Annotated in this window: 23 protein-coding genes and 1 tRNA gene; 19 read left to right on the top strand and 5 right to left on the bottom strand. The window is 31.1% G+C overall.

Features of this window, described 5'->3' with window-relative positions; all coding sequences use genetic code 11:
- Window positions 1-133: 133 nt before the first annotated feature.
- Window positions 134-955, top strand: coding sequence for an SLC13 family permease (locus PUD86_04010; GenBank protein ID MDD6776436.1), 822 nt, complete (start codon window positions 134-136; stop codon window positions 953-955).
- Between the two features lie 66 nt (window positions 956-1,021).
- Here PUD86_04010 and PUD86_04005 read toward each other — a convergent pair whose 3' ends face one another.
- The 3 genes from PUD86_04005 to PUD86_03995 all read right to left on the bottom strand — a co-directional run bounded on the left by PUD86_04005 (window position 1,022) and on the right by PUD86_03995 (window position 3,716).
- On the bottom strand, window positions 1,022-1,957 hold the full coding sequence (locus PUD86_04005; protein MDD6776435.1) for a DUF2207 domain-containing protein: 936 nt from the start codon (window positions 1,955-1,957) through the stop codon (window positions 1,022-1,024).
- Window positions 1,958-2,053: 96 nt separating this feature from the next.
- Complete coding sequence (locus PUD86_04000; protein MDD6776434.1) at window positions 2,054-2,365, bottom strand: hypothetical protein; 312 nt, start codon at window positions 2,363-2,365, stop codon at window positions 2,054-2,056.
- A gap of 232 nt (window positions 2,366-2,597) precedes the next feature.
- Window positions 2,598-3,716: an acyltransferase family protein gene (locus PUD86_03995; protein MDD6776433.1), complete on the bottom strand. Its 1,119-nt coding sequence runs from the start codon at window positions 3,714-3,716 to the stop codon at window positions 2,598-2,600.
- Between the two features lie 188 nt (window positions 3,717-3,904).
- Between PUD86_03995 and cfbD the strand changes: the two genes are divergently transcribed.
- The 9 genes from cfbD to PUD86_03950 all read left to right on the top strand — a co-directional run bounded on the left by cfbD (window position 3,905) and on the right by PUD86_03950 (window position 12,952).
- Window positions 3,905-4,978 carry a Ni-sirohydrochlorin a,c-diamide reductive cyclase catalytic subunit gene (cfbD, locus tag PUD86_03990; protein MDD6776432.1) on the top strand — a complete coding sequence of 358 codons (1,074 nt, stop codon included), beginning with the start codon at window positions 3,905-3,907 and terminating at the stop codon, window positions 4,976-4,978.
- Window positions 4,975-5,571 (top strand): imidazole glycerol phosphate synthase subunit HisH, encoded by a 597-nt coding sequence (gene hisH / locus PUD86_03985; protein MDD6776431.1) that lies wholly within the window; start codon window positions 4,975-4,977, stop codon window positions 5,569-5,571. Before cfbD ends, hisH begins: the two co-directional genes overlap by 4 nt.
- Before the next feature lie 2 nt (window positions 5,572-5,573).
- Complete coding sequence (locus PUD86_03980) at window positions 5,574-6,938, top strand: AIR synthase-related protein (protein ID MDD6776430.1); 1,365 nt, start codon at window positions 5,574-5,576, stop codon at window positions 6,936-6,938.
- Window positions 6,939-6,992: 54 nt separating this feature from the next.
- The gene (locus tag PUD86_03975; protein MDD6776429.1) at window positions 6,993-7,427 is read left to right on the top strand and encodes a hypothetical protein; all 435 of its coding nucleotides are present in this window, start codon (window positions 6,993-6,995) and stop codon (window positions 7,425-7,427) included.
- Between the two features lie 51 nt (window positions 7,428-7,478).
- Window positions 7,479-7,552: transfer RNA gene (locus PUD86_03970), tRNA-Arg, on the top strand.
- A 20-nt stretch (window positions 7,553-7,572) separates the two neighbouring features.
- Window positions 7,573-8,829, top strand: coding sequence for a tRNA pseudouridine(13) synthase TruD (gene truD, locus PUD86_03965; protein MDD6776428.1), 1,257 nt, complete (start codon window positions 7,573-7,575; stop codon window positions 8,827-8,829).
- 9 nt (window positions 8,830-8,838) lie between these two features.
- Window positions 8,839-9,228 (top strand): DUF126 domain-containing protein, encoded by a 390-nt coding sequence (locus PUD86_03960; GenBank protein MDD6776427.1) that lies wholly within the window; start codon window positions 8,839-8,841, stop codon window positions 9,226-9,228.
- A gap of 8 nt (window positions 9,229-9,236) precedes the next feature.
- Window positions 9,237-10,445, top strand: a complete 1,209-nt coding sequence (locus PUD86_03955) for an amidohydrolase family protein (protein ID MDD6776426.1) — start codon at window positions 9,237-9,239, stop codon at window positions 10,443-10,445.
- Window positions 10,446-10,465: 20 nt separating this feature from the next.
- Window positions 10,466-12,952 carry a heavy metal translocating P-type ATPase gene (locus tag PUD86_03950; GenBank protein MDD6776425.1) on the top strand — a complete coding sequence of 829 codons (2,487 nt, stop codon included), beginning with the start codon at window positions 10,466-10,468 and terminating at the stop codon, window positions 12,950-12,952.
- A 41-nt stretch (window positions 12,953-12,993) separates the two neighbouring features.
- On the opposite strand, the gene purB is transcribed toward PUD86_03950, so the two are convergent.
- Window positions 12,994-14,343 (bottom strand): adenylosuccinate lyase, encoded by a 1,350-nt coding sequence (gene purB, locus PUD86_03945; protein ID MDD6776424.1) that lies wholly within the window; start codon window positions 14,341-14,343, stop codon window positions 12,994-12,996.
- 146 nt (window positions 14,344-14,489) lie between these two features.
- On the opposite strand from purB, the gene PUD86_03940 reads away from it, so the two are divergent.
- Window positions 14,490-14,693 carry a helix-turn-helix transcriptional regulator gene (locus tag PUD86_03940; GenBank protein MDD6776423.1) on the top strand — a complete coding sequence of 68 codons (204 nt, stop codon included), beginning with the start codon at window positions 14,490-14,492 and terminating at the stop codon, window positions 14,691-14,693.
- A 348-nt stretch (window positions 14,694-15,041) separates the two neighbouring features.
- Here the strand turns inward: PUD86_03940 and PUD86_03935 are convergent, their stop codons facing one another.
- Entirely contained in the window at window positions 15,042-15,494 is a 453-nt protein-coding gene (locus PUD86_03935) for a hypothetical protein (protein MDD6776422.1), read from the bottom strand.
- Between the two features lie 67 nt (window positions 15,495-15,561).
- Between PUD86_03935 and PUD86_03930 the strand changes: the two genes are divergently transcribed.
- The 8 genes from PUD86_03930 (at window position 15,562) to PUD86_03895 (ending at window position 20,183) form a co-directional block, all read left to right on the top strand.
- Complete coding sequence (locus PUD86_03930; protein MDD6776421.1) at window positions 15,562-15,978, top strand: hypothetical protein; 417 nt, start codon at window positions 15,562-15,564, stop codon at window positions 15,976-15,978.
- 67 nt (window positions 15,979-16,045) lie between these two features.
- Window positions 16,046-16,780: a proliferating cell nuclear antigen (pcna) gene (gene pcn / locus PUD86_03925; GenBank protein MDD6776420.1), complete on the top strand. Its 735-nt coding sequence runs from the start codon at window positions 16,046-16,048 to the stop codon at window positions 16,778-16,780.
- 59 nt (window positions 16,781-16,839) lie between these two features.
- Window positions 16,840-17,685, top strand: coding sequence for a hypothetical protein (locus PUD86_03920; GenBank protein ID MDD6776419.1), 846 nt, complete (start codon window positions 16,840-16,842; stop codon window positions 17,683-17,685).
- A 218-nt stretch (window positions 17,686-17,903) separates the two neighbouring features.
- Complete coding sequence (locus tag PUD86_03915; protein MDD6776418.1) at window positions 17,904-18,182, top strand: 50S ribosomal protein L44e; 279 nt, start codon at window positions 17,904-17,906, stop codon at window positions 18,180-18,182.
- 9 nt (window positions 18,183-18,191) lie between these two features.
- Window positions 18,192-18,371 (top strand): 30S ribosomal protein S27e, encoded by a 180-nt coding sequence (locus tag PUD86_03910; protein ID MDD6776417.1) that lies wholly within the window; start codon window positions 18,192-18,194, stop codon window positions 18,369-18,371.
- A 61-nt stretch (window positions 18,372-18,432) separates the two neighbouring features.
- The gene (locus PUD86_03905) at window positions 18,433-19,233 is read left to right on the top strand and encodes a translation initiation factor IF-2 subunit alpha (protein ID MDD6776416.1); all 801 of its coding nucleotides are present in this window, start codon (window positions 18,433-18,435) and stop codon (window positions 19,231-19,233) included.
- A gap of 6 nt (window positions 19,234-19,239) precedes the next feature.
- Window positions 19,240-19,407 (top strand): RNA-protein complex protein Nop10, encoded by a 168-nt coding sequence (locus PUD86_03900; GenBank protein MDD6776415.1) that lies wholly within the window; start codon window positions 19,240-19,242, stop codon window positions 19,405-19,407.
- Between the two features lie 5 nt (window positions 19,408-19,412).
- Window positions 19,413-20,183 (top strand): proteasome assembly chaperone family protein, encoded by a 771-nt coding sequence (locus tag PUD86_03895; GenBank protein ID MDD6776414.1) that lies wholly within the window; start codon window positions 19,413-19,415, stop codon window positions 20,181-20,183.
- Window positions 20,184-20,209: the final 26 nt, after the last annotated feature.

Here is a 20,209-nt window from a genome sequence, read left to right as displayed (position 1 = left end):
CATTAATATTAGCTATCTTCTCTTGTTTTTTTGTTAAACCAAGTATTGAATACTTAAATTACATTAATTGGGACACAATCATCTTACTTTTTGTAATTATGGTTGTTGTTGAAGTTTTAAAAAATTTGAGATATTGGTTCGAAAACTCCTAAAAAGAATAAATAATGCACGATTATTAGTTTTGGCATTGGTTTTCATTTGTTTTTTTAGTTCAATTTTCATAACAAATGATGTTTCCTTAATTATTTTTGTTCCGTTTGCAATTTTAGCTCTAAAAAAAGTAAATCGTACAGATTTAATTATATTAACAGTTTGTCTGCAGACTATTGCTGCTAATGTTGGATGTATGGTTCTTCCAATAGGTGCGCCACACAATATTGTGCTTTATACAGTATCTGGTATTGGATTTTTATCATTTCTATTCCTGTTGATGCCATATATTGCAGTATCTGTAATATTTATGGCAGTTATAATATTTTTTATTAAAAGTGAACCTGTTCAATTGCCTAAAATAAATAAAATAGAAGTAGATAAGGATAATTTTATTAAAAGAGTATTTTTTGGTGTTGATTATTATTTGCTTTTGACTTTCATTGCCCTTTTCATTTTAATAGGTAATCTTGAAAGGATTTCATTTTTCACAATGTTTTTCAAAAGTTTTATTTTAGGAAATGAAGTAATTTGCGGAATAATTGCATCTCAATTTATATCCAATGTTCCTGCTGCAATGCTTCTTACAGGTTTTAGCAGTAATTACGAAGCTATTGTAATTGGAATCAATATTGGTGGTTTTGGAACTCTAATTGCTTCTATGGCAAATCTTATTTCCTATAAACTTCTTGTTGATGAGTGTGAGGAATTTAAAACTAAATACCTTATTGTATTTACAGTTTTAAACCTCTCATTATTGTTCATCTTATTTGGAGTTTATTTAATCAATAAGGGAATCTTCTAGTTCTGCCCAGATGATTTTGGTGGTGCTGATTTATTTACTTCAAGAACTACTGAGTAAACCCACAAATCATCCCATTTTCATATATTTTGGTGAATACTCATCAATAATTGTTGAATCTTGAAGATGTTCTCCAAATTTTCTCCATCTTTCACGGCATTCCACACCATATGCAGTCCATTTATCAAATAATTTTGTTCTATAAAGTAAAAGTACAAATGTCAATGCCATGAAATATAATTGGAATCCGAATATTATCAGGAAAGTTGTTAGGGAAAATTCATAACCCATAGTTATTCCAAATACACTATAAAGTACAAAAAGTACAGAATTTAAGTTCAAACAGACGAGACAGTATATGAATGCCATCTTTTCACCGTTTGAATTATGGTAGTTTTTTACTTCGTCAGTTTCTTTTAAATAGTCTCTAACTGAAGCCTGCCAGCTTTCAAAAAGAAGCATAAAGTCGTCTTTATTAATATCTTCAAAATGAACAATGTCATTTTCACTTATTTTTTCAAATATCTCCATCATTTTTATTTTAAAATCAAATAATTCTGATTTGTGGAGTTTATAATACTCATGATTGATTCTAAAACTGAATCTTTTTAAATTTAAATCTAAAACAACATGTTTTTCATTTTCATCAAATTCTAAAAACCCTTTTCTCACTAACTCGTACATTCCAGCTTTAAATCCGTTTAAATTAGGATCCCCAATATTATTCCCGTAGTTTTGGCGAAAAATACCATTAATAATAACTGGATGGTCGTGTGAGGGCAATTCTCTTTGAGAAATTATCTCTGTTTTTAATTCTTCGTCACGACCATACTTTAAATGCAACACAATTGGAATTAAAATTGTTAGTAAGAATAATAAAATGTATATTATCATAATTTCATCTTTTTCCCTTTTAATTTGCGTATTGTTGTTTATAACATTAGTTATTTTACTACAAAACCTCCTGATGTCTTGTTGGATAATAATTTCCGTTATAATGCGCAAATTTAACTTATGAGTTATGATTTGTACATATTTCTTAATAAAGGTTATTAACTTGAATAAAGAAGCATGGGATAAAATGGGATGGTCGTGTTTGTTTTAGAATATCTTGAAACTATCAACAATCATACAGGTCAGATTGTAATCTCCAGTACTTACCATAATGTATTGGCCTTTGTCCATATCTTCCAAAATTGAAAAATATCTAACTTCTCCTTTGTGTTCTCCAATATTTGCAGTGTCTTTGTATATAGTATGGCCTTTTGCAGAATCATTGACTCTCTCAGCCATTTCTTTTGTATTTTGAGCTATTAAACTGCTGCTACTTGTAGTTATTTGAGAAATACTGTCATTTGCTAAATAATCTGTTTGTAGATCATTACTGCTGCTACTTAATGTAAAATTAGTCACATTTGTTGTGTTAAATGTTCCAACTCCTGGAATTGTATTGTTGTAGATAACAGGCTTGTCTGGAGCATTACTAATAAAGAATATTCCTCCAATAAGGCAAAAATAATTATTAGTAAGATAATGATTATAATATGGTTTTTATTCATTTCATCACCATATTATAGTAAGTTATTATTGTTATATCAATATTTCAATCACAAAAAAAGAGAGTTATAAATCATATGATTTACAACTATTTAGCTCCAATTACTTTGTTTACGTAAGGAACTCTGTTTAATATTGCCATAACTGCCCATGAGCATAATATACATAAAACAAATATTGCTATGAAGCTTATTTTATATGAATTACAAAATGCTAATAATGGATTTTTGATTAATACAAGTACAATTACATGAATTAAATAAATTCCATAACTGTATTTTGCTATTGAGAAAACGGAATTTTCAAACACAGTACTTATGAAACTTCCGTTAAGTTTTTTTGTTAATCCATATATTTTCAATTTATCATAATTTTTAAAGACGATACAAACTCCAATAACTGTAATAGCGCAGATAATTGAATATCTGTTAAATGCAAACATTTCTGTTGGGCTTGAATATTGGTATCCTAAAATACCTGTAATTATAACTGAAATAGCAATTAAGACTAATCCGAAATGAGGATTGTTGAGTAATTTTCTTTTTGTATGTCTTAAGTAGTATCCTAATACAACTAATCCGATTGGACTTGTAAAGTAAGATAATTTGATTGGACATGGCATCATTAAAGTGTAATCAAACAAACATGTTACTAACCAGAATACTAAAAAGTATTCAATTTCACTAAAATCTGCATGTAAAATCCATTTGTTGAAAATAGGCATAATGAAGTAAGTTCCTAAAATCATCCAGAAGAACCAATTTTGTTGAGAATATTTACCTACCATGATGTAATCATAAAAGAATGCTAAAAATCCGCCAGGTGTAAGCACATCTGCAGGAAGAGTTATGTTTGCAAAGTATGGTGAGATAACTACTAAAAATATAGTTAGTACAATACTCCAAAATGCAAATGGCATTATAATACGAGGTAATCTTTTACCTAAAAATGGTTTTATCTCCCAAACTCTACCTAAAGACAATGCTCCAGATAGTATCAAGAACAAGTCAACTCCAATTCTAGGAACACTACCTAAAATTAAGGTTATAATCCAATTGAATGTTGGTACGGTGTATTCGTTTAAAATAAATATTCTCATAGTTGCATAAACGTGAATTAAGATTACACAGCTAATTGCCATAACACGCAATGCATCTAAATAAAAAATACGCTTCGATCCTTCGTATACAGATTTTTTTAAATTCATTTTATCCTCACTATTTCAAATAATATTTTAATAATTATAATTCTTTTTACTTAAATTATTTATTGTTTTGTTGATATTTTCATATTGATATTTTTTTAAATTCTAGACGAAATATCTTTATTAATTGTATAATTATATTAATTAAGAATTTTAAATAATAATTTGTTAAATTATTTAGGTGAAAAAATATGCATCCAAGACCAAGTCCAATTGCAGCGTCTCTTTATACATTAAGGGACATGAATGTTGATGTTATTATTATGCACGGGCCAAATGGTTGTTGTTTTAGAACTGGAAGACTTTTAGAAAGCGATGGCGTTAGGGTCTTAACAACTGCAATGGCTGAAAATGATTTTATTTTAGGTGCTGGTGAAAAGCTTGAAGAAACCTTAATTGAAGCTTACGACATGTTTAATCCAAAATTAATGGGTGTTGTCGGTACCTGTGCAAGTATGATTATTGGTGAAGATTTAAAAGAAGCAATTTCCAATGCTGATTTACCATGTACTGTTATTCCTGTAGAATCTCATGGGGGTTCTGGTGAAGGGGACAATACTGTTGGAGCTATTATGGTTTTAGAATCTGCTGTTGAATGTGGTGTTATTCCTGAAAGCGAAGCTGAAAGGCAAATTGAAATGCTTGAAAAAGCTACTGAAGTTGAAAAAACAAGAGGTATGGCTCAGGGAAAATACATAAAACCTAACTTTGGAGATTCTAAGGAAAGTGTTGCTAAAACACTTGTTGGTGCCATAAAAGACGGTAAAAAAGTCGCATTTGTGCATAATGTTAAAAAGGAAACTTCATATCTTTTTGCAGATATTATTAACTTTGATTATACAAAAATCAATAAAGATAACAAACCAATTATTGTAGCAAATCTTGATGAAAATATAGGACTTGAAAGAATCAGAAATCATGCAAAAAATATTAAAGATGAACTTCCAATGGACATAGATTATATTACTGGAGGACTTGATGAATATCCAATAACTGCTAATGTGGCAGCAGACTACTTAAAAGATGAAGAATTGGATTTAATTGTTGTTTTCGGTGTTCCTCACGCATTTCCAATTGAAGAGTTTGATGTGGAATCCATTGCAATAACTGATGGACCTCGTTTGGTTGAACCACTTAAAGACTTAGGATATGACCATGTTGTTGCAGAACTTGATGCACACTCAAAAACTCTTGGAACTGATAAAATTGTATTTTCTGATTTCGGTGGAATGATTAGATCAACTATTGGATGGTTAAACGAATGATTACAATTATAGATTATAAAAGTGGAAACTTAAAAAGCATCTCTAACGGATTTAAAAAGATAGGTGCAGAATTTCAAATAACTGATGATAAACAGGTAATTGCTGATAGTGATTTTTTGGTTTTACCTGGTGTAGGTGCATTTGGAAGCGCTATGGAAAACTTAAAACCATTTGAAGATGTTATTCACGAACATGTTAATGATGATAAACCGTTTTTAGGAGTTTGTCTTGGCCAACAGGCATTGGTAAGTTCAAGTGATGAAGCACCTGATGTTAAAGGACTTGATTTATTTAAAGGACACGCTGAATTATTGTCTGGGGATGTTAAAATACCTCACATGGGTTGGAATAAACTAAAAGTCTGCAATAATTCTCCTATTTTAGAAGGTATTGATGGAGAATACTTCTACTTTGTACACTCATATCATGTTGTTCCTGATAATGATGAAATCATTGCTGGAGTTTGTGAATATGGTGGAGAAGTTGTAGCTAGTTTAAGTCAAAATAATTTATTCTCAACACAGTTTCACCCAGAAAAAAGTGGTGTAGCAGGACTTAGGATTTTAAAGAATTTCACTAATTTGGAGATTTAATTATGGATATTGAAGGATTTGTAAGAGCAAGAATTGACGATTATGATTATGATGATCTTGCAGAAATTTTAGCTGTAAGAATTAAAGAATATAAAAAAATTTCACAAGAAAACTCTGTTGAAATGGCAAAAGCAGTAATTGACGAAGTTTCAACAACTCTCAAATTACAAGAAAGCGATGATGAATTTTTAAAAGAAATAGCTAATGTAAACAAAGCTGATGTTTTAATGGGTGAAATGGGAGTTGGATCTCGTGGTGCAGGTGACTTTTTTGTTCACAGAAAAATCGCTGAAATTGTATCATCAACCAACACAGCATCACTTGTAAATCCCTCAGAACAAGACGATGGTGGAGTTGTTAAAGCAAAAGCAAAAGATGATGAAGTTTATATTACTACTGCAGTTGATGGAATCCACTCACGTTTAAGCGAATATCCATTTTTAGGTGGTTTTCACGTAACAAGAGCAACACTTAGAGATGTTTGTGTAATGGGTGCTGATCCTGTTGCAATTTTAAGTGATGTTCATTTAGCTGATGACGGAGATGTTGCTAAAATATTTGACTTTACAGCAGGTGTTGCAGCAGTATCTGAACTTGTAGATGTTCCTATTGTTGCTGGAAGTACCTTACGTGTCGGTGGAGACATGGTTTTAGGTGACAGATTTGTATCAGCAGTTGGAAGTGTCGGTGTATCAAACCATCCTCCAACAGCAAGAAAAGGTGCAACTGAAGGCGATGTAATTCTTTTAACCGAAGGTTCTGGTGGAGGAACAATTACCACAACAGCATTATACAACGGATTTTTCGATGTTGTATGGGATACAATGAATGTAAACTTTGTTCAAGCTTCCCACGCATTATTTGAAGCTGATCTTGTAAAAGACATTCACGCAATGACTGATGTAACCAATGGTGGTCTTAGAGGAGATGCTCATGAAATTTCCAATACTACTGGTGTTGGTTTAGAGTTTTATGAAAAAGAAATCAGACAAATGGTTGCTCCAAATGTGTTAAACATGCTTGAAACATTAAACATTGACCCATTAGGTGTTTCAACTGACTCCTTAATGTTAATTGCACCTCCTGAAATTGTTGGTGACATTAAAAAGGCTGTTGGAAAATACGATGTTGCAATTTCTGAAATTGGGGAAGTTAACAATTCCGGTGAACCTATCTTAATTAAAGAAGATTCCACCCAAGAAAAACTTGTTCCATTATTTAGAGAAGCTGCTTACACTAAAATCAAAAAGTTAGTTGGTGAAACCACTCCTGAAGACTTTGAAGAAATGAAACAAAAAGTTCAAAGAGCTTCTGATGCAGCTATTGCTAAAAAAGAAAAAGTTATTGAACACATTCGTGCAAATTAATTTTTGCACACTTACCTATTTTTTTAATATTTTAAAATTTAATTTTCATTCATGATGGATGAAAAAGGATATTTCTACATAGTAGATGCAATTCTTGCAGTTTTTCTAGTTTTAATGGTAGTTTTAATTATTAATACTGCAATTTCCACGCCAAGTTCAGATTATTCCTACGATTTTCAAAAAATAAAAAATGCTCAGGATATAATGGAAATATTAAGCGGAAAAGTTGATTTTGAAGACAGAACATTTCTTGGGGATATAACTAAAATACTCATTGAAAATAAAAATTCAAAAGAATCTATAAGACAAGTTTGTGAAATTTCTAAAAACAAATTTAAGAGCCTTAATCTTACAAATTACAGATTTTGTGAGACTAATATTTTAAATAATAAAGTATTATCATCAGATGGTGATTATTCTAATGCTGGTAATGTTTCAGTAGCAATTAGGGACTATGGAAACTATTCATATATTTTATTTGTATGGTAATTATTAAATACTATTAAAATCATAAAATTATATGTTATCTTATTTTGATTAGCCCTGGTGGTGTAGTTTGGATAACACATGGGACTGCGGATCCCATTCCCCGGGTTCAAATCCCGGCCAGGGCATTTTTATTTCCGTGATTATTATGTTAAATGCTAATACTTATGTTACATCTCAAAAGGGTATTGGTGGAACAATTAGAAACCAATATGAAGATTTTTACGTTGAAGAAATTCCTGAAATTATTCCTGATGGCGAAGGACCTAATGTTTATGTGTGGATTGAAAAGTTAGGAAGAACCACACTTGATGTTGTTTTGGATATTGCTCGTGATTTGCATATTTCAAGAAAAAGAATGGGTTTTGCTGGAATGAAAGATAAAAAAGCAATCACCCGTCAATGGATTTGTATTGCAAACATGGATTCTGAAGAGCAATTAAACCAGGTTGAAGCTTTAGATATTTATAAAACTGATTTTTTAAAAGTTGTCCGTGGTCGCAAAAAGCTTAGAATGGGACAACTTAGAGGAAATAAATTCAGGATTCTTGTTAAAGATTTGGATGATATTGAAAAAAGTGCAGATGTTGCAAATGAAGTTTTAGCTAAATTACAACGTACTGGTGTTCCAAATTACTTTGGATGGCAGAGATTTGGAAAACCTAGAACTATTACACATTTAGTAGGTGAAGCATTAGTTGAAAATGACTTAGAAAAGGCTGTCGGAGTTTATATTGGTAATCCTCAGGATGATGAATCTGAAGAAAACCAAATGGCAAGACAGGCATATGATGATGGAAACCTTGAAGAATCTCTTAACTTAATGGGTAAAGGAATGCGTTATGAAAAAATGATGATTAAGGAATTAATCAGAGATTCAAAAAGAGGAGAATTAACTGATAAATCATATATGAATGCTTTACATGCACTTCCTAAACCTCTTCAAAGAATGTTTGTTCATGCTTATCAATCATATTTGTTTAATGAAGCTGTAAGTAAAAGAGTTGAGATGGGAATGAACAAATACATTGAGGGAGATATCATTATTGATACGGAAGAACATATTGTTCGTGATAAAACTCCTGAAGAATTCCAGGAAATGATTGATAATTTTGAAGCTAGTCCTACCTGTCCGTTGTATGGTACTAAAGTTCCTTTTGCAGGAGGGGCTGTCGGAGAAATGGAAGAGGATATTTTAAAGAATTATAATATTACAAAAGCAGACTTTGAAGTTCCAAAAATGCCGCGTTTAGGAAGCCATGGTCTTAGAAGAGCTATGAGATTCCAGGTATGGGATGCATCAGCTATTCCAACAGATGATGGTGTTTTATGCGAATTTTCAATTGATAAAGGTTCTTATGCAACTGCTGTTTTAAGAGAAATAATGAAAAAAGATGTTATTTAAGTGATTTTTATGATTAGTTGTAGAAATATTGCAAAAGGAAAAGGAAAAGGAGAATTAATAACTTCCTCAGAACCAATTAGTTTTCTTGGTGGTGTAGATCCTGAAACTGGTATTGTAATTGATCCAAATCATGAATTAAAAGGACAATCCATTAAAGATAAAGTTTTATTTATTCCTGGTGGAAAAGGTTCTACTGTTGGTTCTTATGTTATTTTTCAAATGATGAAGAACAATACTGCTCCAAATGCTATTATCTGTTTAAATGCAGAACCTATTATTGCAACCGGAGCTATTATGTCTGATATTCCAATGGTTGACACACCCTCAAATACTAAAGAATTAACTGACGGAACTTTAGTTGAAGTTGACGGAGACAATGGAACAATTGAAATTTTATAGATGATTTTATGCAAACTCTAATTGAAAATGTAAACATTATAACTCCTGGTGAGGATATAAAAACCCACCAAAACGTCTTAATTGAAGATAACTTAATTAAAACAATCACTCATGATAAAATATCTAATGATTGCATGGTAATTGATGGTGAGGATAACTATTTACTTCCAGGTTTTATTGACTGTCATACTCATATTTTTGCAAAAGGATTTCACAAAGAAGAAAACATGGCAAATCCTTTAGGAATTCATTTTTACAATGCAGTTCCTCACTCAAAACAGACAATAAATGCTGGTGTTACAACAATTAGAGATTGTGGATCTGCTGATTTAAGTTTTAAATTGGCTCAACAAAGAAAACTATTTATCGCTCCAAAGATTCACTTGTCAATAACTCCTCTTGTAATGACTGGAGGACATTTTGATTTACTTCTTCCATCTGGATGGGATATGGAAATAATGTATCCGGGATTTCCAAAAGGAAGATGTGATGGTGTTGAAGAAGTATTAAAAAAGACTCGTGAAGTTAAAAGAGCAGGTGCTGATTTTATTAAAGTAATGTGTAGTGGAGGAGTTTTAACAACCAATACTTCACCTAATTTCGCACAATTCAATAAAAAGGAACTTAAAACTATTGTATCTGAAGCAAGATCAAGTAACATGAAAGTTTCAGCTCACTGTCATAGTTTAGAAGGAATTAATAATTGTATTAAGGCAGGATTTTCATCAATTGAGCATGCAACATTCATTGATAAAAAAGCTGCAGGTAAAATGGCTAAAAATAATGTTAGTTTAGTTCCAACACTTTTAGTTCATCAATTTTTATATAAAAACGGTTTTCCGGCATGGGATAACTATGCTAGTGAAAAAACCGCAAAATTAAAAGAAATCGTAAAAGTTCACAAGGAAAATATTGCTGTTGCATATCAGGAAGGCGTAAACATTTTAATGGGCACTGATAGTGGTGTTATTCCTCATGGACATAATTTAGAAGAATTAGTTCATTTAACTGATATTGGGATGAGTGAGACTGAAGCAATAGCTAGTGGAACTATAAAATCAGCTGAATTTTTAGGCCAGGACAATATTGGTCAGGTTAAAAAGAATCATGTTGCAGATTTAATTTTAGTTAATTCCAATCCTTTGGACGATATTTCTGTTTTAAGTAATAATGATAATATTTTAAATGTATTCCAGGATGGAGTATTAGTTAAATAATTGTTTTTGGTCGTGATAATATGGCAAAACTTAAAAGTATGGATTTGCCGATTGAAGGAATGCATTGTGCTTCTTGCGTTTTAAGTGTTAACAAAACCTTTGGAAAAATTGAAGGTGTTGAAGAAGTAGATGCTGATCTTGCGGCAAATAAGTTACATATTAAGGTCAATCCTAAAAAGATTTCCTATGATGAAATAGAAAGATTAGTTAAAAACTTAGGTTTTGAGCTTCACAGTGATGAAGTGACTTTAAGAATTCAGGGTATGCATTGTGCATCCTGTACAATGAATGTAGAAAACTTCTTAATCAGATTAGATGGTATTTTTGATGTTAAGGCAGATTTGACTTCTCAATCTGCAAAACTCAGATATGATTCATCAAAAGTGGATATGGATGAAGTCCAAAAAGTTATTGAATCATTAGGCTTTGAATTTTTAGGAATTGAAGGTCAAATTGAAATCGATGAAGAGGAAATCTACCAACATGACTTAAAAGATAAACTTACTAGAATTATTGTTGGTATAATTTTTACAGCCATTTTAATGGTTCTCATGTTTAGTGGATGGGACCCTCTTATGGGTTTAATTCACGGTTTAAATCAATCATGGAAAACTAATATCTCAGCAATGGGTCTTTTATCATTGATTGTAAGTATTGGGCCATTTATTTACATTTCTCTACCTATTTTAAAAGCAGGTTGGAACGGATTAATCCATAAAAACCTAAACATGGACGTAATGTATTCAATGGGAATTTTAGTTGCATATGTCTCAAGTATTCTTGGAACATTTGGTATTGTTCTAGATTCCACTTTCATGTTTTATGACTCTGCAGTAATGCTTCCATCATTTTTAATGATTGGTAGATATTTAGAAGCAAGAGCTAAAAAGAAAACTTCTGATTCAATAAGAGAATTAATCGGACTTCAGCCAACTTCTGCAACAGCTATTGAAATGGAAAACGGCCAAATCATCTCTCAAAAAGAAGTATCCATAGGAGATATTGTTTTAGATGATTTGTTACTTGTAAAACCTGGTGAGAAGATTCCTGTTGACGGAGATGTAATTGGTGGAGAGTCTTACGTTGATGAATCAATGATTAATGGTGAACCGATTCCTAAGGTTAAACACGATGGTGAAGAAGTCTTTGCAGGAACTATCAACCAGGATGGTGTTCTTTATATTAAAGCTAAAAAAATCGGAAAAGAAACAGTTCTCTCAAACATTATCCGTTTAGTTGAAAAAGCACAATCCTCAAGACCTCCGGTTCAAAAATTTGCAAATACTATTGTAAGTTACTTCATTCCAGTTATTTTAACAATTGCAATTATAGTATTCATAATCTGGTATTTTGTACTTGGGGCTACTTTGCTATTCTCTTTAACATGCCTTATTTCCATTTTAGTGGTAGCATGTCCATGTGCATTAGGTCTTGCAACTCCAACTGCAGTTACTGTAGGTGTTGGAAGAGCAGCAGAATTTGGTATTCTTATTAAAAACGGAGATACCTTAGAAAATGCAGGTAAAATTGATGTTGCAGCATTTGATAAAACAGGAACAATTACAGAAGGAAAACCTGAAGTTGATGATATTATAAGCTTTGGTATTTCAGATGAAGAGTTAATTAAACTTGCAGCAAGTGTAGAGCAAAATTCAACACATCCAATTGCTAAAGCTATTGTAAATAAAGCAAATGAGATGGAAATTAATCTTTACAACACTAGTGAATTTGAAAATGTAACCGGTAAGGGTTTAAAAGCTAAAATTGACTCAAATGTTGTTGTTGCAGGTAATTTGGCTTTAATGGAAGCTGAAAATATTGAAGTTTCAAAAGATATTGTTGATAAATATCATGAACTTGAAAAGCTATCCAAAACCATTATTTTTATAGCTAAAGATAGCAATGTAAAAGGTATTTTAAGCTTATCTGATAAGATAAAATCAAATTCCAAAACAACCATTGAAGAATTGCATAAAATGGGCATTGAAACATACATGTTAACAGGAGATAACGAATCTACTGCACTAAATGTAGCAAAAGAAGTTGGAATTGACAATGTAAAAGCAGGTGTTCTTCCTGAAACTAAATTGGAAACAGTTAAGCAAATTCAGGCAAATAATACTAAAAAGGTTTTATTTGTTGGAGATGGAATTAACGATGCTCCGGCACTTACACAGGCAGATATTGGTGTTGCTATGGGTAATGGTACTGATATTGCAATGGAAAGTGGAGATATTGTCGTTATGGAATGTAATTTAGAAAACGTAGTTGCTTCCATTCAGTTTTCCAAGAAAGTATTAAGAAGAATTAAGGAAAATATATTCTGGGCATTTGCATATAATTCCATATTGATTCCTATTGCAGCAGGTATTTTATATCCTACATTTGGAATTACATTTAATCCTGCTCTTGCTGGTCTTGCAATGGCAATGAGTTCTGTAACTGTCATAACTCTTTCATTAATGCTTAAGAGATATGTTCCAGATATAAAAAGAAAAAGTAATTAAAATTAATTGATATTATAATCAATTAATTCTATTTTTTAATTTTAAAACCATTCTTTGGATTGTTCAATCAATTCATCAATAATGGTTGGTATAGATCCGGTGTAAGTGTGTGGATCCATAATTTTGTCGACGTCTTCTTGAGTTAAGAATTTTTTAACTTCTTCGTCTTCTAAAATTAATTCACCAAGTAATAATTTTTCTTTGTTAGCTTTAATAGCATTTTTCCTTACAATTCCGTATGCGGTTTGTTTTCCCATTCCAGCACGGGTAAGTTCTGCCATTAATCTTTCAGCCATAATTAAACCGTTGGTGAAGTTTAAGTTTCTTTCAATATTTTCATCGTAGAAAATAAGATTGCTCATTAATTTAATTGTTAAGTTTAAGATGTAATCAGTTAAAATACAGCTTTCTGGGAACATGATTCTTTCACAAGAAGAGTTGGTTAAATCTCTTTCGTGCCAGAGTGGGTTGTTGTCTAATGCTGCATTCACATATGATTTAACAATTCTTGCAACACCACAAATTCTCTCAGCGGTAATTGGGTTCATTTTGTGAGGCATAGTACTACTTCCAACCTGTTTTTCAGGATCGAAGTATTCACCTAACTCCATAATCTCAGTTCTTTGTAAACTTCTGATTTCAAGTCCAATTTTATCTAAGGTACTTGCAATATTGGCTAATACGCTAATGAATTCTACGTGGTTGTCTCTTTGAACAACTTGGTTTGTAATGGTTGCTGCTGGTAATCCTAAGATTTCTGCAACGGTTTTGTGAATTTCCCAACCTTGTTCACCTAATGCTGCAGTAGTTCCAACTGCTCCATCCATCATTCCAACACAAACATTTGCTTCTGCATGTTCTAATCTGTCGTATTGTCTGTGAAGTTCATCTGCCCATAAAGCAAATTTCATTCCATAGGTGGTTGGAAGTGCGTGTTGTCCGTGAGTACGTCCAATACATACTTTCATTTTATGTTCACTTGCTAAATCTAACATTATTTTAGTCAATCTTTCTAATTTTTCTTTTAAAATAATGATTGAATCTTTGATTAATAATGAATTTGAACTGTCTACAATATCGTTTGAAGTTGCTCCGAAGTGCACATATTCTCCAGCACCGTTTTCACAAACTTCAGTAATTGATTTGGATAAAGCTGCAATATCGTGGTTTGTTGTTGCTTCAATTTCTTTCATTCTTTCTAATTTAACAAAATCAGTGTTAGCTTTTGCTGAAATTTCATCAGCTACTTCCTGAGGTATAATTCCAAGTCTACCTTCTGCTTGAGCTAATGCGGATTCAACATCTAACATTCTTTGTAATTTATTTTCTTCTTCCCAAATTCTTTTCATTTCAGGAGTTCCGTATCTAAATTCAATAGGATGTATAGCCATTTTATCATCTCACATAATTATATGAATAACAATTAATATTTTATATTTAATACTATAATAATTTAGGGATTTGTTTAACCAAACATTTATATATTGTTTGTTTAAAGAAATACCAATTGCTATTAAGTATTTAATAGGTGGTATATTTGGAAACAAAAATACGACAGTTGCGCCAGGAAAAAGGCATGACTCAAGAACGTCTCGCCGAATTGGCAGGTGTGACTCGTCAGACAATCAACGCTTTAGAAAACGCTCGCTACAATCCTTCCTTATTATTAGCCTATCATATTACTAATATTTTGGGTAAAAGTGCCATTGAAGATGTTTTTATCTTCGAAGAAGACGATTAATTAAGTTTTGAACTTAATTTTTTTAATGTGTTAGTTTATTTTATGTAAAATTTTTGACTTTTTGATAATTATGTCTTTATTTAACGAAAAAATTAAATTGTTCAATTTAAAAGACTTATTTGTTGTTGTACTGTTCATTTTTTTAGTTAAAATATTATGCATTTCTTTAAACTGGTCTGATGTTGATTTAGTATGTATTAACATTGTTATAATTCTATTTTTTACATTTAAACTTCGAGGATGTTTTTCAAGTTTTAAACAGGATTTATTAAAAGTATTTACATTCGATTCGCTAAAATTAGTATTTTTAATTGTAATTTTGAATATATTTGTTTCATATGGTTTACTTTACTTATCTAACTTTATTTTAAAGGCTTTTCCGTTTATTAGGCCATTGATTTCATCTTCTGTATATATTAATAATTCTGCGTTAGTTATTGGTGGTTTTATTGCAACAGTATTTATCTCTCCAATCAGTGAAGAGCTGATTTTTAGAGGAGTTTTGTTAAATAAACTGAGATTAATTGTTCCATTGTCATTTTCAATAGTTATTTCATCTTTACTGTTTTGTATATTACATAGCTTTGGAAGTATGACTGCTGCATTTATTTTTGCAGTTTGTATGGCTATTTTATATCTGAAAACAGATAATGTGCTAATTCCAATTTTTGCACATTTTTTAAATAATCTAATAGCTGAGATGATTGTTGTAATTGATACGGGAAATGTTTTATTTACAAATGATGGTGTTATGATGATTATATCTATTTTAGCTATTGTTTGTGGAATTTTAATTTTCATATTTATTAAAAATCAATGGGATAGCTTAAATATTAATAACTTATAAATATTTTTAAGGAGTTTTAATATGGATTTGAAAAAAATAGGTATTCTTTTGATTTTTGTTGGAATTTTTCTAACTATCCTATTCCTTGACAGTAAATTTTTTGTTACAGCACTAACAGTAACTGTATTAGGATTTTTCATTACTGTTTTTGGATATGTTACTGATATTAGAAAACAAAAAATCATTAATGACAAATTGGAAAAAGATGTTGGATCTATTATTCAGCCTTTAATCACTAAATATTCAAACTTAAACAGACAATATTGCAGGGATTTTGAAGGCGATGAATATGTCCAAAAAAGATTGCAGTTGAATCGTGACTTGGAAAAAGAATTAAGTGAAAAAGTTCCTTATTTGGAAAGTCGTGAAGTTAAAAAGATTGTAATTCAATTTAGTAAAGAACAAGACAAAATGCTTCAAGATTCTCTCAAAGAATAATTAAAAAGATAAACTTATTATATATTAAATACAAATATTAATCATATTATTTACAAGAGGATTATTTATGTTTAAAGCAGAATTAAGTGATTCTAGTATATTAAAAACCAGTTTTGATGCTATTTCATCCATTGTTGATGAAGTTCAAATTCAAACTGACAGTGAGGGCATGAGATTAGATGCTCTAGATCGTAGTCACATAACTTTCGTACATTTAGAACTTAAATCTAGTTTATTTGATGAATACATTTGTGATGTTCCTGAAAAAATCAATATTGATACTGATGAATTTATGAGAGTTCTTAAAAGGGCTAAATCACAAGATAGAGTCTTAATGTCTGTGGATGAAGGTAACTTTATTATTACTTTTGAAGGTGATGCTACAAGAACCTTCAAAATTAGATTAATTGATATGGAATATGATAATCCTGTTCCACCACAAATTAATCACCCAACTACATTCAAAGTACGTTTCTCAATCTTAAAAGATTCAATTAACGATATTGATATTTTCTCAGATAAGATTGCTTTACAAGTTGATGAGGATTACTTTATGGCATCTGCTGACGGTGAATTTGGAGATGCAAGTATCAAGTATCTTCACGGAGAAAATATTCAAGAACATGCAAAATCTTTATTCTCATTAGACAAGATTAGAGAAATGCTTAAAGCAGATAAATTTTCAGAGGAAGCTGAAATTAGTTTAGGTACTGACATGCCATTAAGTTTAACCCTTAATATGGTTACTGGTGATGGTAAACTTAGTTTCTTGCTTGCTCCTAGATTAGAAACAGATGAATAATTTTTCATTTGTTTATCCTTTTTTTATTTTTCAAAAGACAACTTTAGAGATGGTATTAAGTGGATCAGTTTTATCAAGAATTGCGTAAAATTCAAAAAAAAGAACGTAATAACGGTACTTTAGCTCGTGTAGAAGAAGACTTTTATGCTAGTATTCATGAGTATTTAGATGAGCTAAGAAAAGAAGCAATGAGTGATCCATTTTCAAATGTTCATGGGATGCTTAAAGAAGCCCAGATTATTGCAACAGAGATTTGTGAGAGAAGAGAGCATAAAATTACCAATGCTGCTGTTTTAAATATTCACAGGTCTTATCATGTTTTTACAGGAAAACCTAAGTTTGATTTGGTTGATACAACCCCTCTTAATTTAACTCCTGAAGAAGAAAAATTCTATTTCTCTTTACTTGACACATTAAAAAACCATAGGTCAAATATCTCTTTAGAAAAGCTATCTGAAAGTGATGATGAAGATGTTAAAGAGACTGTTGTTGTACCTAAACAAACTCAAACCAATACTTTAATCTCAAAACCTAAGGTAAGTAAACCTGTTGTTGATGAGCCTGAAGATGAAGTATTAAATCGTCTTGAAGAAATTAACAAAGCAAAAATAATTAATCCACTCGATTCAAAACCTAAAGCAGAACCAAAAAAGAATGTTTCTCAAAATTTAGAGGAAAACCCTAATGCTTTTGATGAGCAGGATGAATTTTATGATTTGGAATCCAAAAAATTAGCAAGAGACACAGAATTAGTTACCATGCTAGTTTTTGATGAAATTGGTCCTATTGTTGGGGTTGATGAAAAGATTTACGGTCCGTTTAGACCTCAAGACTTGGTAACACTACCTTTAATCAATGCAAAAGTATTTTTCAAAAATAGAAAAGGTAGACAAGTTAAAATTTAACTATTTTTCCATTACATTTAAATAACTTAATAAATAGATATATTCAATGTATCTATTTGTGATAATAAAAAATTATATTTTATATATAATTTGGATTTTCGCTGTATGTAGACTTGATGCGTTACAATGCAGTCTAATCTCTACGTTTTTTAAACAATTACTGATAGTTAGATAAATTCATAGATAGATTTACAATGACTTATTAATTCGGTGAAATTATGAAAATACCAAAAGAAAAAAGAACATACTGTCCTCACTGTAAAAAACACACAGTACATGAAGTTCACACTGCTAAAAAAAGAAAAGCTAGTGAATTAACCTGGGGACAAAGACAATTCAGACGTGTAACTGCTGGATATAGAGGTTACCCAAGACCTTTACCTGCTGGAAACAAACCTGTTAAAAAATTAGATTTAAGACTTAAATGTAAAGAATGTGGTAAATCTCACATCAAACAATCTTTCAGAACAGGAAAACCTGAATTCGTAGCTAAATAGGTGATTAACATGGTTAGTAAAGGTAGAGGAAACTTTTTAAAAGTTAAATGTTTAGATTGTGACAATGAACAAGTAATCTTTGATCGTGCATCATCTGACGTAAAATGTATTATTTGTGGTAAAACCCTTGTCAAATCTCGCGGTGCTAAAGCTAAAATCACTGCACACATTGAAAAAGTTTTAAACTAGATTTCCTAGTTTAAACTTATTTTTTACTATTTTTTATAATTTTGTTAATGTTGGTGAGAATATGGTAAGAAAAAGTCAAGAATGGCCTGATGAAGGAGAACTTATTGTTGGTACTGTTTATAAAGTTCTTAATTACGGGGCTTTTGCTAAATTAGAAGAATATCAGGGCAAAGAAGCTTTTATTCATATTTCTGAAGTGTCTTCTGGTTGGGTTAAAAATATCAGAGATCATGTTAGAGAAAATCAAAAAATTGTTTGTCGTGTTCTCAGAGTTAATCCTAAAAAGGGGCATGTTGATGCTTCTTTAAAAAGAATCCGTGAAGATCAAAGAACTAAAAAAATCCAACATTGGAAAATAGAGCAAAAAGCTGAAAAATTCTTAGAATTATCTGCAAAATCATTAGATAAAAGTTTAAATGACGCTTATGATGAAGTAGGTTATGACCTTATGGACATCTTCGGTGATGTTTATGGTGCATTTGAAACCGCTTCTGAAGAAGGTGCTAAATCCCTTACTGAAGAAGGAATTCCTCAGGATTGGGCAGATGCTATTACAGATGTAGCTAAAAAGAACATTACTCCACCTGAAGTTCATATTAGCGGTTATGTTGATATTGAAACTTTCGTACCAAATGGTGTTGACGTTATTATTGAAGCTCTTAAAGCTGCTGAAGACAATGGCGATGATGAAGAAGAAATCAAAGTCCAATGTGTTGGTGCACCTAGATACAGGATTACTGTTAAATCTACTGATTATATCTTAGCTGAAAAAGCTCTTAAAGCTGCAGCTGATAGATGTATTGCAGTTGTTGAAGAATCTGAAGGTAACGGTTCTTTCCTAAGAGAGTTAGATAATAATTAGATTCTTATGAATATGAAAATGAATAAATGTCCTGAATGTGGAATTTATACTTTAAAAGATTCCTGCCCCAAATGCGGTGGGAACCTTAAAGTTATTTATCCTCCAAAATTTTCTGTTGAGGATAAATATGGAAAATATCGTCGTATTTTAAAAAGAGAATCAATGAAGGAGTAATGTCCGTGAATGCTGCTGAAATTAATATTTTAGAAGAAATTGAATTAGACAATCCTATTTTTATCGAAGCATTACCTGGTCTTGGACATGTGGGTAAATTAGCTGCAGATCATATGATTGATGAATTAAATGCAACTAAATTTGCTGAAATCTATTCTCCATCTTTCCCGCCTCAAGTTCTTATTAAAGAGGATGGAATTATTGATAATATGCTCAACGAGCTATATTATTTAAAAGATGTTGGTGAAGATAATTTAGATTTAATTATTCTTGTTGGTAACACTCAAGCGTTATCTCCAGAAGGACAATACCTCGTCTGTCAGGATATTTTAGAGTTTGTTAAAGGATATGGAATAAGTAGTATCGTCACTATGGGTGGAATGGCTATACCTCAGCCTGTTGAAAATCCTAACGTTTATGGTGCTGCTACCAATGAAGCTAATGTTGAATTATTAAAAGAAGCTGAAATTGGAATCAGATCTAATGATGGAGGCATTGTTGGTGCTTCCGGATTGTTTTTAGGTTTAGGTGTCCGTCAGGGAATTGAAGGAATTTGCCTTATGGGTGAAACTCCAGGATATTTCATTGATGCTGAGTCTGCTGAAGCTATTTTGAAAAAATTATCATTATTACTTAACTTTGAAATTAATACTGATAAGTTAGATGAAAGAGCTGAAGAAACCAGAAAAATGATTGCTAAGGCTCAACAAATGGAACAAGACTTAATTAACAAAGCTAATGCTGGAAATGCTGATGATTTAAGATATATTGGATAAACCAATATATTACTTTTTTACTTTTT

The organism is Methanobacteriaceae archaeon (assembly GCA_029219465.1).
Classification (GTDB): Archaea; Methanobacteriota; Methanobacteria; order Methanobacteriales; family Methanobacteriaceae; genus Methanocatella.
The sequence above is the reverse complement of the archived record's forward strand: the minus strand, read 5'-3'. Positions and strand labels throughout refer to the sequence as shown.